At 56.6% G+C, this 16,288-nt stretch carries 13 protein-coding genes; 8 read left to right on the top strand and 5 right to left on the bottom strand.

Translation table 11 applies throughout. The features are described from left to right. Positions 1-6 precede the first annotated feature (6 nt). The 5 genes from accB to ACMGGH_RS03050 form a co-directional block, all read right to left on the bottom strand. A complete protein-coding gene (gene accB / locus ACMGGH_RS03070; protein WP_008502856.1) occupies positions 7-471 on the bottom strand; it encodes an acetyl-CoA carboxylase biotin carboxyl carrier protein in 465 nt (154 codons plus the stop codon). Positions 472-492: 21 nt separating this feature from the next. After that, the gene (gene aroQ, locus ACMGGH_RS03065; RefSeq protein WP_028014610.1) at positions 493-945 is read right to left on the bottom strand and encodes a type II 3-dehydroquinate dehydratase; all 453 of its coding nucleotides are present in this window, start codon (positions 943-945) and stop codon (positions 493-495) included. Between the two features lie 234 nt (positions 946-1,179). Then, a complete protein-coding gene (gene msrQ / locus ACMGGH_RS03060; protein WP_028014609.1) occupies positions 1,180-1,779 on the bottom strand; it encodes a protein-methionine-sulfoxide reductase heme-binding subunit MsrQ in 600 nt (199 codons plus the stop codon). After that, on the bottom strand, positions 1,780-2,781 hold the full coding sequence (gene msrP / locus ACMGGH_RS03055) for a protein-methionine-sulfoxide reductase catalytic subunit MsrP (RefSeq protein WP_028014608.1): 1,002 nt from the start codon (positions 2,779-2,781) through the stop codon (positions 1,780-1,782). 77 nt (positions 2,782-2,858) lie between these two features. Next, the gene (locus tag ACMGGH_RS03050) at positions 2,859-3,833 is read right to left on the bottom strand and encodes an MDR family oxidoreductase (protein ID WP_041907830.1); all 975 of its coding nucleotides are present in this window, start codon (positions 3,831-3,833) and stop codon (positions 2,859-2,861) included. A gap of 182 nt (positions 3,834-4,015) precedes the next feature. Between ACMGGH_RS03050 and csrD the strand changes: the two genes are divergently transcribed. The 8 genes from csrD to tldD all read left to right on the top strand — a co-directional run bounded on the left by csrD (position 4,016) and on the right by tldD (position 16,280). Then, the gene (gene csrD / locus ACMGGH_RS03045; RefSeq protein ID WP_041907831.1) at positions 4,016-5,956 is read left to right on the top strand and encodes an RNase E specificity factor CsrD; all 1,941 of its coding nucleotides are present in this window, start codon (positions 4,016-4,018) and stop codon (positions 5,954-5,956) included. A 282-nt stretch (positions 5,957-6,238) separates the two neighbouring features. Beyond that, a complete protein-coding gene (mreB, locus tag ACMGGH_RS03040; RefSeq protein ID WP_000913396.1) occupies positions 6,239-7,282 on the top strand; it encodes a rod shape-determining protein MreB in 1,044 nt (347 codons plus the stop codon). Between the two features lie 61 nt (positions 7,283-7,343). Further along, positions 7,344-8,360 (top strand): rod shape-determining protein MreC, encoded by a 1,017-nt coding sequence (mreC, locus tag ACMGGH_RS03035; RefSeq protein ID WP_028014605.1) that lies wholly within the window; start codon positions 7,344-7,346, stop codon positions 8,358-8,360. After that, complete coding sequence (gene mreD, locus ACMGGH_RS03030; protein WP_008502849.1) at positions 8,360-8,848, top strand: rod shape-determining protein MreD; 489 nt, start codon at positions 8,360-8,362, stop codon at positions 8,846-8,848. Before mreC ends, mreD begins: the two co-directional genes overlap by 1 nt. Before the next feature lie 9 nt (positions 8,849-8,857). Further along, positions 8,858-9,451 (top strand): Maf family protein, encoded by a 594-nt coding sequence (locus tag ACMGGH_RS03025; protein WP_028014604.1) that lies wholly within the window; start codon positions 8,858-8,860, stop codon positions 9,449-9,451. Next, entirely contained in the window at positions 9,441-10,910 is a 1,470-nt protein-coding gene (rng, locus tag ACMGGH_RS03020; protein ID WP_008502847.1) for a ribonuclease G, read from the top strand. Before ACMGGH_RS03025 ends, rng begins: the two co-directional genes overlap by 11 nt. Before the next feature lie 42 nt (positions 10,911-10,952). Further along, positions 10,953-14,750, top strand: a complete 3,798-nt coding sequence (gene yhdP, locus ACMGGH_RS03015; RefSeq protein ID WP_047367035.1) for an AsmA2 domain-containing protein YhdP — start codon at positions 10,953-10,955, stop codon at positions 14,748-14,750. 84 nt (positions 14,751-14,834) lie between these two features. Beyond that, the gene (tldD, locus tag ACMGGH_RS03010; protein ID WP_028014602.1) at positions 14,835-16,280 is read left to right on the top strand and encodes a metalloprotease TldD; all 1,446 of its coding nucleotides are present in this window, start codon (positions 14,835-14,837) and stop codon (positions 16,278-16,280) included. The last annotated feature ends 8 nt before the right edge of the window (positions 16,281-16,288 follow it).

Below are 16,288 nucleotides of genomic sequence, written 5' to 3'. Positions count from 1 at the left end.
GCCTCGTTACTCGATGACGACCAGCGGCTCGTCAAATTCAACCGGCTGACCACTTTCGACCAGAATCGCTTTCACAGTACCTGACTTGTCAGCTTCGATCTGGTTCATCATTTTCATCGCTTCAACGATGCACAGGGTATCGCCTACGTTGACTTTCTGACCCACTTCGATGAACGCCTTCGCGTCCGGGCTCGGGGTGCGGTAGAAAGTACCAACCATTGGGGAACGTACGATGTGACCACTGATTTCTGCTGCAGCGGCAGGTGCGGCTTCAGCTGCTGCTGGCGCAACGGCTGCGGAAAGCGCAGGCTGCTGCACTGGCGCAGCGTAAGCTTGCTGCATTACCGGGAAGCTAGCGGCTGGGGCTGCACGGCTGATGCGTACAGACTCTTCGCCTTCAGAAATTTCCAGTTCGGAGATGCCTGATTCTTCAACCAGCTCGATCAGTTTTTTAATCTTACGAATATCCATGAGTGGGTTCCGTACTCTTGTTTAGTGTGATTGTGACAAGCGTTTTACCGCTGTCTGTAAAGCGTATGAATAGCCGTCTGCGCCCAGTCCGCAGATAACGCCAGCAGCGATATCCGACAGATACGAATGGTGGCGGAACGGCTCTCGGGCGTGCACGTTACTCAGGTGGATCTCGATAAACGGGATACTCACCGCGAGCAGTGCGTCGCGGATAGCAACACTGGTGTGCGTAAACGCGGCCGGATTGATCAGGATATAGTCCACAGTGTCTTTAGCCTGATGAATACGGTCGATGATTGCGTACTCCGCGTTTGACTGAAAATGATCCAAATCCACATTCAGCGAGGCTGCTTCCGTGCTCAGACGGTTAACAATTTCGCTCAATGTCAGCGTGCCGTACTTCTCTGGCTCACGGGTGCCGAGCATGTTCAGGTTCGGTCCGTTTAAAACTAAGATGTGGAACTTATCAGTCATTATGCCGCTATCTCCTGCGATTTTCGGGTAAAAAACAAAATATACCGTCGAAGCGCAAATGTCACCTTTTCAGAGGCTCAAAACCGCTGTCAGGCGAACCAAGGTCGCACATTATAACGATTTCGTAGCATTTGGCAGCTAAATACTGGTCTTATCAGGGAAGATTATCAACCGCAATCCAAAAAAGATTTGCGGTTGAGAGGTAATCTGCGGGAAAACGCACAGTTTCGCGAACTATCGCAACCACTGGCGGAACTTCTTGTAACGCCATGCTAAAAGCGCCACGGCTGCCAGCGCGTAAAGGACCGGCTGCGGAGAGAGGATCTTCACCGACCACAGATAATGAATGGGGGCGAGGATCGCGACAAGATAGACGAAGTTGTGCAGCAACTGCCAGCGACGGCCCAGCTTTCGCTGCGCATACTGCGTGGATGTCAGCGCTAATGCCAGCAGGATCAGCCAGCTAACAATGCCCAGCATCAGGTAAGGGCGTGTTACCAGCTCGCGGCCAAGCAGTGTCAGATTGTTAATTCCTAGTTCCAGCAGGGCGTAACTGGTGAGGTGCAGGGTCGCCCAGGCAAAACACCATAGCCCCAAAAGTCGACGGGTGCGTATCAATAATGGCTGTTTAGCGTAGCGCGCCAGCGGCGAGACGAGCAAGGTGGCCAGCAAAAATTTCAGAGCCATCCGACCGGTAAAATGCTGGATATCCTTTGCCGGATCGGCGCTAAAGAGGCCCTGGCTGGCCGCCCAGAACAGCCAGATAAAAGGAAGTATCCCGGCTAAATGCAGCAGCACTTTCAGCCAGGTAATCTGCTTTGCCGTTAAACGCACTCAGAAGTTCTCCCGTAAATTGAGGCCACGGTAAAGGGACGCCACTTCATCCGCATACCCGTTAAACAGCAGCGTGGGCTGGCGCTTCACGTCCAGCGCGCCGCCGGAGCCAATAAAGCGTTCCGTCGCCTGCGACCAGCGGGGATGATCCACATGCGGGTTCACGTTGGCGAAGAAGCCGTATTCACCCGGCGCCGCCAGGTTCCATGTCGTCGGCGGACGTTCGCGGGTCAGCTTAATGCTGACGATCGATTTAATCCCTTTGAAACCGTATTTCCACGGCACGGTTAAACGGATGGGGGCACCGTTCTGCGGCGGAAGCGCCTTGCCGTAAACGCCGACGGTCAGGAGGGTAAGGGGATGCATGGCTTCGTCAAGACGTAACCCTTCAACGTAGGGATACTCCAGCCCGCCGCCGATGAACCGGTCTTTCTGGCCCGGCATCTCGTCCGGGGCGTAGCGCGTCTGGAAGGCGACGTATTTTGCGTTGCTGGTGGGTTCAACCATCGCCAGTAGCTTATGCAGCGGGAAGCCTACCCAGGGCACCACCATCGACCAGGCCTCTACGCAGCGCATGCGATAGATACGCTCTTCAAGCGGGAAGCGGGTGGTCAGATCGTGATGATCCAGCGTCAGAGGTTTTGCCACTTCACCGTCGATTTTCAGCGTCCACGGATCGGTTTTCATGCTGCCGGCATTGGCGGCAGGATCGGCTTTATCCAGACCAAATTCGTAGAAGTTGTTGTAGCCGGTGACTTTATCTTCCGGCGTGAGCGCCAGCGTGTTTTGCCATTCTGCGGGTTTGGTAAAGGTAAGCGGGGCACCGGAAGGCGCCTTAGGGCGATCGTTGCCTTTAAACCAGTCGAGCAGGTCGGCGTGTGCCGCTGGAGAGAGCGTCAGTGCCGTGGCGCTGATGCCAAGCATTTTCAGGATCTGGCGGCGCTGTAACATAAAGACAGACTCAGACGTTACGTCGGCTTCCGTCAGTTTTCGGTTTTTCATGGCATCCTCCGTCATGCGTTTTTCTAAGCATGACGGAGGAGAAGCGTTAGCGCGAATATGTCACGAAAATTTGAAGATTAGGCGATTTTCACCAGCGCGCGGCCGTGGAACTGGTTATCCATGATCTTACTGGCATATTCAGGTGCCTGGCTGAGCGTAATTTCGGTAGCGCTCTGGGTATAGAACGATTCCGGCAAATCGCGCACCAGACGCTCCCATGCCTCTGCACGGCGAGCCGCAGGCGTCATCACGGAATCCACGCCCTGCAGGCGGACGTTACGCAGAATAAATGGCATGACGGTCGTTGGCAGGGCAAATCCGCCCGCCAGGCCGCAGGCTGCCACGCAGCCGCCGTAGTTCATCTGCGCCAGGACTTTTGCAAGCACCTTGTCACCGACGGTATCCACCGCACCTGCCCAGACCTGTTTTTCCAGCGGGCGGGTCTCGGCAAACTCATCGCGGCCAAGAATGCGGCTGGCGCCGAGCTGGCGCAGATAATCATGCGTGCTTTCACGGCCGGAAACCGCCGCAACCTGATAACCCAGCTTGTGCAGCAGCGTGACCGCCGTGCTGCCCACGCCACCGCTGGCCCCGGTCACAACAATTTCACCCGACTCGGGGCGAACACCCGCCTCTTCCAGCGCCATCACGCACAGCATGGCGGTAAAGCCTGCGGTACCAACGATCATCGCTTTGCGACCATCTATGCCTTTCGGCATAGGCACCAGCCAGTCGCCCTTCACGCGCGCCTGCGTTGCCAGCCCGCCCCAGTGATTTTCGCCCACGCCCCAGCCGGTGAGCAGCACCTGCTGGCCCGCATGAAAACGGGGATCTTCGCTGCTATGAACCCGGCCAGCAAAATCAATACCCGGCACCATAGGGAAATTTCGGATGATTTTACCCTTGCCGGTGATCGCCAGCGCATCTTTATAATTTAAACTGGACCAGTCGATGTCGACGGTGACGTCGCCTTCCGGCAGGCGAGTCTCTTCTACGGCCTGTACTGAGGCAAGCGTTTTGCCGTCCTGCTGTTCTAAGATTAAAGCCTGCATACGGGGTCCTCACGGCTCAGATGATTGGAAAAGAGTTCCTGAAGACTATACTCGCTCAGGGTAAAGCAATGCCGATTTAACGCAATAAATTGCCAGATACGCCAGGTTTGGTAGTATGCCGCATTTGAAATGCAAGTTAGCGCTTACTCGCTACCCCATCAACCCACGGAGTAATCTCAAGGATGCGATTAACGACGAAGTTCTCGGCTTTTATCACCCTGCTGACGGGGCTTACCATCTTTGTCACGCTTCTTGGTTGCTCTCTGAGCTTTTATAACGCCATTCAGGACAAACTGGTCAACCGGGTGCAGTCCGTTGCGTCGGTCATTGATACGCGTCTGTTGACCACTCCACTTCCTGAGCTATCCCGGGAGCTGGATGAGTTGATGGTGCCGGTTGATATTATTCAGGTCGACATCCAGCAGGGAAAGCATCCGGTTTTAAGCCATGAACGACAGGACAGCTATCGACCTGCGGGCGTGGTGAGTCAGTATCGGGAAGTAACGGTACACTCCCTCAAAAATCCGGGGATGACCATACACATGGTCTACCTCGATCCGATGGCCAGCTATTTCCGTTCTATGATGACCACCGCGCCGCTCACTGTTGCCGTCGCCTTCATTATTTTGCTGATTTTTCTCGCGGTCCGCTGGCTGCGCCGCCAGCTTTCAGGCCAGGAACTGCTGGAGATCCGCTCCGTGCGTATCCTGAACGGTGAACGCGGCCCGCAGGTTCGCGGCTCGGTCCATGAATGGCCCTCACGCGCCAGCAGCGCGCTGGATACGCTGCTCTCAGAGATCCAGTTTGCCAGCGACCAGCGCAGCCGAATGGATACGCTGATCCGCTCTTATGCCGCGCAGGATAATAAAACCGGCCTGAACAACCGCCTTTTCTTTGACAATCAACTCGCCACGCTGCTCGACGACCCGGAAAAAGTGGGCACGCACGGGGTGGTGATGATGATTCGCCTGCCCGATTTCGATCTGCTGCGCGACACATGGGGGCAGCGGGCGGCGGAAGAAAATCTCTTTACGCTGATCAACCTGCTCTCCACCTTTATTATGCGCTATCCGGGGGCGCTGCTGGCCCGCTACCACCGCAGTGACTTTGCCGTATTGCTGCCGCATCGCACGCTGAAGGAATCAGAAAGCATTGCCAGCCAGCTACTTAAGGCCGTCGACGCGCTGCCGCAGAGCAAAATGCTCGACAGAGACGATATGGTCCATATGGGGATTTGCGCCTGGCGCGGCGGACAGTCGACAGAGCAGGTGATGGAGCATGCGGAAGCGGCCACCCGCAACGCGGTATTGCAAGGGGCGAACGGATGGGCGGTCTATGATGATTCGCTGCCTGAAAAGGGGCGTGGAAACGTGCGCTGGCGTACTTTGATTGAGCAAATGCTGAGTCGCGGCGGGCCGCGTATTTATCAAAAACCGGCGGTCATGAAGAACGGTTTTGTCCACCACCGGGAATTGATGTGCCGTATTTTCGACGGGACGGAAGAGGTTATTTCTGCGGAATATCTGCCGATGGTTCTGCAATTTGGGCTCTCCGAAGAGTATGACCGCCAGCAAATTACACGCTTGATTCCATTTTTATCATTCTGGCCTGAAGAGAATCTGGCGTTACAGGTTACCGTTGAGTCATTAATACGCCCGCGTTTTCAGCGCTGGCTGCGTGATACATTAATGCAATGCGAAAAATCGCAACGCAAACGCATTATTTTTGAACTTGCTGAGGCGGATGTGGGTCAACACATCAGCCGGTTGCGTCCGGTGGTCCGTTTGATCAACGCGCTCGGTGCCCGTGTCGCGGTAACGCAGGCGGGTTTAACGCTGGTCAGTACCAGCTGGATCAAGGAGCTGGATGTGGAGCTATTAAAGCTACATCCGGGGCTGGTAAGGAATATTGAGAAGCGCACGGAAAACCAGCTGCTGGTTCAGAGTCTGGTTGAAGCGTGTAAGGGAACAAGAACACAGGTATTTGCCGCAGGCGTGCGCTCCAGAGGCGAGTGGCAGATGTTAACAGAGCGCGGAGTGACGGGCGGTCAGGGCGATTTTTTTGCCGCCTCTCAGCCGCTTGACACCAACGTGAAAAAATATTTGCAAAGATACTCTGTTTGACCTGCCGTTTACGTTGTTTTCACGTAGAATATCGCGCCTGTAGCTTTGAGTATGTCGAGCAAAAAGCCAGTGAACGACCTTTAATGGGTTACAAATATCAGTGAGGAACACGACTGTTTACTCAGCCCTGAGGGAGTCAGGGGATGAATTTGTAACAACAGGAAACGTACTGCACAAATTTTCACCGTTGCAGATGATTTTTGCGCCTTGTCGCTGCTGCGTGTGGTTGGTAAAGTAAGCGGATTTTGTTTTCCGCCCCAGCTTTCAGGATTATCCCTTAGTATGTTGAAAAAATTTCGTGGCATGTTTTCCAATGACCTGTCCATTGACCTGGGTACCGCGAATACCCTTATTTATGTAAAAGGACAAGGCATCGTATTGAATGAGCCTTCTGTTGTGGCCATTCGTCAGGATCGTGCAGGCTCGCCGAAAAGCGTGGCCGCAGTGGGTCATGACGCGAAGCAGATGCTGGGTCGTACCCCTGGCAACATCGCCGCTATTCGCCCAATGAAAGACGGCGTTATCGCTGATTTCTTCGTGACTGAAAAAATGCTTCAGCACTTCATCAAGCAGGTTCACAGCAACAGCTTCATGCGCCCAAGCCCGCGTGTTCTGGTGTGTGTGCCGGTTGGCGCAACCCAGGTAGAACGTCGCGCAATCCGTGAATCTGCCCAGGGTGCAGGCGCACGTGAAGTGTTCCTGATTGAAGAGCCAATGGCTGCGGCAATCGGTGCGGGTCTGCCAGTTTCTGAAGCCACCGGTTCTATGGTGGTGGATATCGGTGGTGGTACCACTGAAGTGGCCGTTATCTCACTGAACGGCGTGGTGTACTCCTCCTCCGTACGTATCGGTGGTGACCGCTTCGATGAAGCCATCATCAATTACGTGCGCCGTAATTACGGCTCTCTGATCGGTGAAGCCACCGCAGAGCGTATCAAACACGAAATCGGTTCTGCGTATCCGGGCGATGAAGTGCGTGAGATCGAAGTGCGTGGCCGTAACCTGGCAGAAGGTGTTCCACGCGGCTTTACCCTGAACTCCAACGAAATTCTGGAAGCACTGCAGGAACCACTGACGGGCATCGTGAGCGCGGTAATGGTTGCGCTGGAACAGTGCCCACCAGAACTGGCGTCCGACATCTCGGAGCGCGGTATGGTTCTGACCGGTGGTGGTGCGCTGCTGCGTAACCTCGACCGCCTGTTGATGGAAGAGACAGGTATTCCTGTCGTAGTTGCAGAAGATCCACTGACTTGCGTCGCCCGCGGTGGTGGCAAGGCGCTGGAAATGATCGACATGCACGGCGGCGACTTGTTCAGCGAAGAGTAGTCATGGTGAAAGGGTAGCGAATCGCTACCCTTTCTCTCTGACACGAGAATACGCATAGCCTATGAAGCCAATTTTTAGCCGTGGCCCATCGCTACAGTTTCGCCTCATTCTGGCGGTTCTGGTTGCGCTTGGCGTCATTATTGCCGATAGCCGCCTCGGTACGTTCAGCCAGATCCGAACGTACATGGATACCGCCGTCAGTCCTTTCTACTTTATATCAAATGGTCCCCGTGAACTGCTCGACTCCGTTTCTCAAACGCTGTCTTCACGAGACCAGCTCGAACTTGAAAACCGGGCATTACGCCAGGAACTGCTGCTGAAAAACAGCGAACTGCTGATGCTGGGGCAATACAAGCAGGAAAACGCGCGTCTGCGTGAACTGCTCGGCTCGCCGCTGCGTCAGGACGAGCAGAAGATGGTTACCCAGGTGATCTCCACCGTGAACGACCCTTACAGCGATCAGGTTGTGATCGACAAAGGGAGCGTGAACGGGGTGTATGAAGGTCAGCCCGTCATTAGTGATAAGGGCGTAGTAGGCCAGGTCGTTGCCGTCGCCAAACTGACCAGCCGCGTGCTGCTGATTTGCGACGCCACCCACGCACTGCCGATCCAGGTCCTGCGTAACGATATCCGCGTGATTGCGGCCGGTAACGGCTGCACGGACGATCTGCAGCTGGAACATCTGCCTGCTAACACGGACATCCGTGTCGGCGACGTGCTGGTGACGTCCGGTCTCGGTGGACGCTTCCCTGAAGGTTACCCGGTTGCGGTGGTCTCTTCGGTTAAGCTGGATACGCAGCGTGCATACACCGTGATTCAGGCCCGTCCAACCGCCGGTTTACAGCGTCTGCGCTACCTGCTGCTGCTCTGGGGTGCCGATCGTAACGGTGCTAACCCGATGACGCCTGAAGAGGTGCATCGCGTGGCGAACGAACGCCTGATGCAGATGATGCCGCAGGTTCTTCCGCCAGCGGACTCTATGGGGCCGCCTGCGCCCGTGCCTGCGCCGGCAACCGGGTTAACGCAGCCGCAGCCTGATGCGCCGCCACCGCCTAAACTCTCTTCGGGAGGGCAGTAGTGGCAAGCTATCGTAGCCAGGGACGCTGGGTCATCTGGCTCTCGTTCCTCATTGCACTGTTGCTGCAGATTATGCCCTGGCCGGATAACATTCTCGTTTTCCGGCCAAACTGGGTCTTGCTCATTTTACTTTACTGGATCCTTGCCCTGCCGCATCGCGTAAATGTCGGCACGGGTTTTGTGATGGGTGCCATACTGGATCTCATTAGTGGCTCTACGCTGGGCGTGCGCGCCCTGTCCATGAGCATTATTGCGTACCTCGTCGCACTGAAATTCCAGCTCTTCCGTAACCTCGCGCTCTGGCAACAGGCCCTGGTCGTGATGCTGTTGTCGCTTGCTGCGGATATCGTTGTTTTCTGGGCAGAGTTTTTAGTGATCAACGTCTCTTTCCGACCGGAAGTGTTCTGGAGTAGTGTAGTAAACGGTGTGCTCTGGCCGTGGCTATTCCTGCTGATGCGTAAGGTTCGCCAGCAGTTTGCTGTGCAATAAAAGGTTTCTATGACGTCTCTGTATCTTGCTTCCGGCTCCCCGCGCCGTCAGGAACTCCTGACGCAGTTAGGGGTCTCTTTTGAACGCATCGTGACCGGCATTGAAGAAAAACGTGCTGAGGGCGAAAGTGCTCAGCAGTACGTGTCTCGCCTGGCACGCGAGAAAGCGCAGGCGGGCGTGGCCTGTGTGCCGCGCGATCTGCCCGTGCTGGGAGCAGATACCATCGTTATCCTTAACGGTGAAGTCCTCGAGAAACCGCATGACGCCGACCATGCGGCGCGCATGCTGCGCAAGATGTCCGGGCAAACGCACCAGGTGATGACGGCCGTCGCGCTGGCGGACAGCCAGCACGTGCTGGATTGCCTGGTGGTTACGGATGTCACGTTCAGAGTGATTACCGACGACGAGATCGCCGCTTATATTGCCAGCGGTGAACCGATGGATAAAGCAGGTGCATACGGTATTCAAGGGTTGGGTGGCTGTTTTGTCAGGAAGATTAATGGCAGCTATCACGCCGTAGTCGGCTTACCGCTGGTGGAAACGTATGAGTTGCTGAGCAATTTTAACTCACTGCGTGAGGGAAGGGATAATTATGACGGCTGAATTGTTGGTAAACGTAACGCCATCGGAAACCCGTGTGGCCTATATTGACGGTGGCATTCTTCAGGAAATTCATATTGAGCGTGAAGCGCGGCGCGGAATAGTAGGCAATATCTACAAAGGTCGTGTCAGTCGTGTACTGCCGGGTATGCAGGCGGCTTTTGTAGATATTGGACTGGATAAGGCGGCATTTTTACATGCCTCCGACATCATGCCGCACACCGAATGCGTCGCGGGCGAAGAGCAAAAGCAGTTTGCCGTGCGCGACATTTCCGAGCTGGTGCGTCAGGGCCAGGACTTAATGGTGCAGGTGGTGAAAGATCCCCTTGGCACCAAAGGTGCCCGTCTGACCACCGACATTACCTTACCTTCCCGCTATCTGGTCTTTATGCCCGGCGCGTCGCACGTGGGCGTTTCGCAGCGTATTGAGAGCGAAAGCGAGCGCGAGCGGCTGAAGAAAGTGGTCAGCGCCTACTGCGATGAACAGGGCGGGTTTATTATCCGTACCGCTGCAGAAGGGATCAGCGAAGAAGACCTGGCGTCGGATGCGGCTTACCTGAAGCGCGTCTGGACCAAAGTGATGGAGCGTAAAAAACGCAACCAGACTCGCTACCAGCTATACGGTGAGCTGGCGCTTGCGCAGCGCGTGCTGCGTGATTTTGCCGACGCGCAGCTCGACCGCATCCGCGTGGATTCTCGCCTGACGTATGAAGCGCTGCTGGAGTTTACCGCTGAATACATCCCGGAAATGCCGGGCCTGCTGGAGCATTACACCGGGCGTCAGCCGATCTTCGATCTCTATGATGTCGAAAACGAGATCCAGCGAGCCCTGGAGCGTAAGGTTGAACTGAAGTCCGGCGGCTATCTGATCATCGATCAGACCGAAGCGATGACCACCGTCGATATCAACACCGGCGCGTTTGTCGGTCATCGCAATCTGGACGACACCATCTTCAACACCAACATCGAAGCCACGCAGGCGATTGCGCGTCAGCTTCGTCTGCGCAACCTCGGCGGCATTATCATCATCGACTTTATCGATATGAGTAATGAAGACCATCGTCGTCGTGTGCTGCACTCGCTGGAGCAGGCGCTGAGTAAAGATCGCGTGAAGACCAGCATCAATGGCTTCTCGCAGCTCGGCCTGGTGGAAATGACCCGGAAACGGACCCGCGAAAGCGTGGAACATGTCCTGTGTAATGAGTGTCCAACCTGCCATGGACGCGGAACGGTAAAGACGGTGGAGACGGTCTGCTACGAGATCATGCGTGAAATTGTCCGTGTCCATCATGCCTACGACTCCGATCGTTTTCTGGTCTATGCTTCCCCTGCGGTGGCTGAAGCCCTGAAAGGCGAAGAGTCGCACGCGCTGGCGGAAGTGGAAATCTTTGTCGGCAAACAGGTAAAAGTACAAATTGAACCGCTCTATAACCAGGAGCAGTTTGACGTCGTAATGATGTAAAACGCAGTACGCTGCGTGACGAAAGCTGACAAGGAGAGATGCGTGAGGCGATTGCCGGGGATTTTAGTGCTTACAGGGGCAACGCTGGTCGTGATTGTCGCGTTGCTCGTGAGCGGGCTACGCCTCGTTTTACCGCATCTGGACAGCTGGCGTCCGCAGCTGCTGGCGAAAATCGAATCCACCACCGGCGTACCGGTCGACGTAAGCCAGGTTAGCGCCAGCTGGCAGAATTTTGGCCCGACGCTGGATGTCCGTGACATCAACGCCAGCCTGAAAGATGGCGGTCATCTCAAAATCAAACGCGTAACCCTGGCGCTGGACGTCTGGCAAAGCCTGCTGCATCTGCGCTGGCAGTTTCGCGATCTCACCTTTTATCAACTCCAGTTTCTGACCAATACGCCGCTGACTGGCGGTGATAACAATCAGGGCCTGGAAGCCAACCGCTTCAGCGATCTCTTCCTCCGCCAGTTCGATCATTTCGATCTGCGCGACAGCGAAGTGAGCTTTATTACCCTTTCTGGCCAGCGCGCCGAACTGGCGATCCCGCAGCTGACCTGGCTTAACGGCAAGGATCGACACCGCGCCGAAGGGCAGGTCAATCTTTCCAGCCTGAACGGCCAGCACGGCGTCATGCAGGTGCGTATGGACTTGCGTGACGATGACGGCCTGTTAAACAACGGCAAAGTCTGGCTGCAGGCCGACGATGTGGATGTAAAGCCCTGGCTCGGCGACTGGCTGCAGCAAAACATGCAGCTGGAAACCGCCCGTTTCAGCCTTGAGGGCTGGATGACCCTGACGAAAGGGAAATTTGCCAGCGGCGATATCTGGCTGAAGCAAGGGGGCGCGAGCTGGAAGGGTGAAAGACAGCAGCATCAGCTTTCCGTCGATAACCTCACCGCGCACGTGACGCAGGAAAAAGAGGGCTGGCAGTTCGCCATCCCGGATACGCGCATCACGATGGACGGCAAGCCGTGGCCGCGCGGTGCGTTGACGCTGGCCTGGATGCCGGAGCAGGACGTGGGCGGCGCGGCGAGTAAACGCAGCGATGAGCTGCGCATCCGCGCCAGTAACCTGGATCTGGCGGCCATTGAAGGCCTGCGCTCCATGGCGGCAAAGCTCTCTCCGGACCTGGGCGAGATCTGGCTGGCAACGCAGCCGAGCGGAAAAATTGATTCTCTGGCGCTGGATATCCCGCTTCAGGCGACGGAAAAAACCCGTTTCCAGGCAACATGGAAAGATCTTGCCTGGAAGCAGTGGAAGATGCTGCCGGGCGCGGAGCATTTCAGCGGCAAGCTGGAAGGCAGCGTGGAGAACGGCAGGCTCACGGCCGATATGCACAACGCTAAAATGCCTTACGAGACGGTCTTCCGCGCGCCGCTGGAAATTGAACAGGGCAGCGCGGTGCTTAACTGGCTCCGTAACGATAAGGGCTTCCAGCTTGATGGTCGCCATATCGACGTCAAAGCCAAAGCGGTACACGCGCGGGGTGACTTCCGCTATTTACAGCCGCAGGGTGACGAACCGTGGCTGGGCATTCTGGCCGGGATCAGTACCGATGACGGTTCTCAGGCCTGGCGCTATTTCCCGGAAAATCTGATGGGTAAAGCGCTGGTCGACTATCTGAGCGGCGCAATTCAGGGCGGTCAGGCGGAAAACGCCACGCTGGTCTACGGCGGTAACCCGCATCTTTTCCCGTACAAACATAATGAGGGGCAGTTCCAGGTGCTGGTGCCGCTGCACGACGCCACCTTCGCGTTCCAGCCGGGCTGGCCCGCGCTGAAAAACCTGGATATCGAGCTTAACTTCCTCAACGACGGATTATGGATGAAGGCGGACAGCGTTGCGCTGGGAGGCGTAACGGCCAGCAACCTGACGGCCAACATCCCGGACTACTCAAAAGAGAAGCTGCTGATTGATGCCGACATCAACGGCCCGGGGAAAGCGGTGGGGCCGTACTTTGAGGAGACGCCACTCAAAGAGTCGCTGGCGGCGACCCTTCAGCAGCTCCAGCTCGATGGCGATGTGAATGCTCGCTTACATCTGGATATCCCGCTGGACGGTGAAATGACCACCGCCAAAGGTGACGTCCGTCTGAAGAACAACAGCCTGTACATTAAACCGCTTGATAGCACCCTGAAAGACCTCAGCGGACAGTTCAGCTTTGTGAACGGTAATTTGAAAAGCGAGCCGCTGACCGCCAGCTGGTTTAATCAGCCGGTGAATATCGACTTCTCAACAGCCGAGGGGCAAAAGGCTTATCAGGTGGCCGTTAATCTGGACGGCAACTGGCAGCCGTCGCGTATGGACGTCCTGCCGAAGCCGATTGAGGCGTCAGTAGCGGGCGCGGTCGCCTGGCAGGGCAAAGTGGCAATCGACCTGCCTTATCACGCGGGCGCACACTATAAGGTCGACATTACGGGTGACCTGAAGAATCTTCAAAGTCAGCTGCCTGCGCCGCTGGATAAACAGGCCGGACAGCCGCTGCCGGTGAAGCTTAACGTGGATGGCAATCTGGACAGCTTCGCGCTGACCGGAAGCGCGGGCGGAACAAACCACTTTAACAGCCGCTGGCTGCTTAACCGCAAGCTTACCCTCGACAAAGCCATCTGGACGACGGACAGCAAAACCACGCCGCCGTTGCCTGAGCATGCGGGCGTTGAGCTGAATCTCCCGCCGATGGACGGCGCGGAGTGGCTGGCGCTGTTTCAGAAAGGCGTTGGGCAAAACGTTGATGAGGCCGCCCAGTTCCCGCAGACCATTACCGTACGCACGCCGTCGCTGATGCTGGGCGGACAGCAGTGGAACAATCTGAGCATTGTCTCCCAGCCAACCGCTAACGGCTCAAAAGTGGAGGCGCAGGGCCGGGAAATCAACGGCACGCTGACCATGCGCAATAACGCGCCGTGGCAGGCAGCGATCCGCTATCTCTACTACAATCCGGCTGCCGCGAGTAAAGATAAACCGGCGAATACATCGCCGCTGAGTAATACTACCCGCGTCGATTTTAGCGGCTGGCCCGATCTGCAACTGCGCTGCGCGGAGTGCTGGCTGTGGGGGCAAAAATATGGCCGTATCGACGGTGATTTTGCCATCCAGGGGAATACGCTCAAGCTCTCCGGCGGATTGATCGACACCGGCTTTGGCCGCATGACGGCGGGTGGAGAGTGGGTGAATAACCCGGGCGAGCAGCGCACGTCCCTGAAGGGCGACATTAAAGGCAACAAGCTGGATGCGGCAGCCAACTTCTTTGGCATCAGCACGCCGCTGCGCGGCTCCTCGTTTAACGTTAATTACGATCTTCACTGGCGTGCCGCGCCGTGGACACCGGACGAAGCGTCACTGAACGGTATTCTGAAAACACACTTTGGCAAAGGTGAAATCGCCGATGTGAGCACGGGGCGTGCCGGGCAGATCCTGCGCCTGCTGAGTTTTGATGCGCTGCTTCGCAAGCTGCGCTTCGATTTCAGCGACACCTTCAGCGAAGGTTTCTATTACGATTCCATCCGCAGTACGGCGTGGATCAAGGACGGCGTTCTGCACACGGACGACACGCTGGTGGATGGGCTGGAAGCGGACATCGCCATGAAAGGCTCGGTCAACCTCGTGCGTCGCGAGCTGGATATGGAAGCCGTGGTGGCGCCGGAAATTTCCGCCAGCGTGGGCGTGGCGGCGGCCTTTGTGGTTAACCCGATTGTCGGTGCGGCGGTGTTTGCCGCCAGTAAAGTGCTGGGGCCGCTGTGGAGCAAGGTCTCCATTCTGCGCTACCGCATTACCGGTCCGGTGGATAAACCGCAGATTAACGAGGTGCTGCGCCAGCCGCGCAAAGATGCACAGCAATGATTTGACGTGGGCTGGTAATTGCCTCACTCTCAATAAATACGATCTTTATACCGCCACGGGCGGCAACGAACGAGTAGCAATACGATGAGTCTGAACCTGGTAAGTGAACATTTGCTCGCAGCGAACGGCCTGAGCCATCAGGACCTGTTCTCCATTCTTGGTCAACTGACCGAACGCCGTCTCGACTACGGCGATCTCTATTTCCAGTCGAGCTATCACGAATCCTGGGTTTTAGAAGACAGCATCATCAAAGATGGCTCATATAACATTGACCAGGGCGTCGGCGTGCGCGCCATCAGCGGTGAAAAAACCGGTTTTGCCTATGCCGACCAGATTAGCCTGGCCGCGCTTGAGCAGAGCGCGCAGGCCGCGCGTACCATTGTGCGCGATGCCGGCGACGGTCGCGTGAAAACCCTGGGTGAAGTGCAGCACTCCGCGCTTTATACCAGCATCGACCCGCTCCAGAGCATGAGCCGTGAAGAGAAGCTGGACATCCTGCGCCGCGTGGACAAAGTGGCCCGCGCTGCCGACAAACGTGTTCAGGAAGTTTCCGCCAGCCTGAGCGGTGTGTATGAACTGATTCTGGTGGCGGCAACGGACGGTACGCTGGCGGCCGATGTGCGTCCGCTGGTGCGTCTCTCCATCAGCGTGCAGGTCGATGACAACGGCAAACGCGAGCGCGGCTCAAGCGGCGGCGGCGGTCGTTTCGGCTATGACTGGTTCCTGGGGGATGTTGACGGCGAAGCGCGTGCTGACGCGTGGGCTAAAGAAGCCGTGCGCATGGCGCTGGTGAATCTTAATGCTGTTGCGGCGCCGGCCGGGACATTCCCGGTGGTGCTGGGCGCAGGCTGGCCGGGCGTGTTGCTGCACGAAGCGGTGGGCCACGGTCTGGAAGGCGATTTTAACCGTCGCGGGACGTCCGTGTTCAGCGGCCAGATCGGACAGCTCGTCTCCTCTGAGCTTTGCACCGTAGTGGATGATGGCACCATGCTTGACCGCCGCGGCTCGATTTCTATCGACGATGAAGGTACGCCAGGCCAGTACAACGTGCTGATCGAAAACGGCGTGCTGAAAGGCTACATGCAGGACAAACTCAACGCGCGCCTGATGGGCGTAGCGCCAACGGGTAACGGCCGTCGTGAATCTTACGCGCACCTGCCGATGCCGCGCATGACCAACACCTATATGCTGCCGGGCAAATCCACGCCGCAGGAGATTATCGAATCCGTGGATTACGGTATCTTTGCGCCAAACTTTGGCGGCGGCCAGGTGGATATCACCTCCGGTAAGTTTGTCTTCTCGACTTCAGAAGCGTACCTGATCGAGAAGGGCAAAGTGACCAAAGCGGTGAAAGGCGCGACGCTGATTGGCTCCGGCATTGAAGCGATGCAGCAGATTTCCATGGTCGGTAACGATCTGAAGCTGGATAACGGCGTAGGTGTTTGCGGTAAAGAAGGCCAGAGCCTGCCGGTTGGCGTGGGTCAGCCAACGCTGAAAGTGGATAATCTGACAGTGGGCGGCACGGCCTGACCTGAGCA

Origin of the sequence: Enterobacter sp. BNK-16 (assembly GCF_048684955.1) — a bacterium.
In the GTDB taxonomy this organism is placed as follows: domain Bacteria; phylum Pseudomonadota; class Gammaproteobacteria; order Enterobacterales; family Enterobacteriaceae; genus Enterobacter; species Enterobacter bugandensis.
This window is presented reverse-complemented; position numbering and strand designations above follow the sequence as displayed.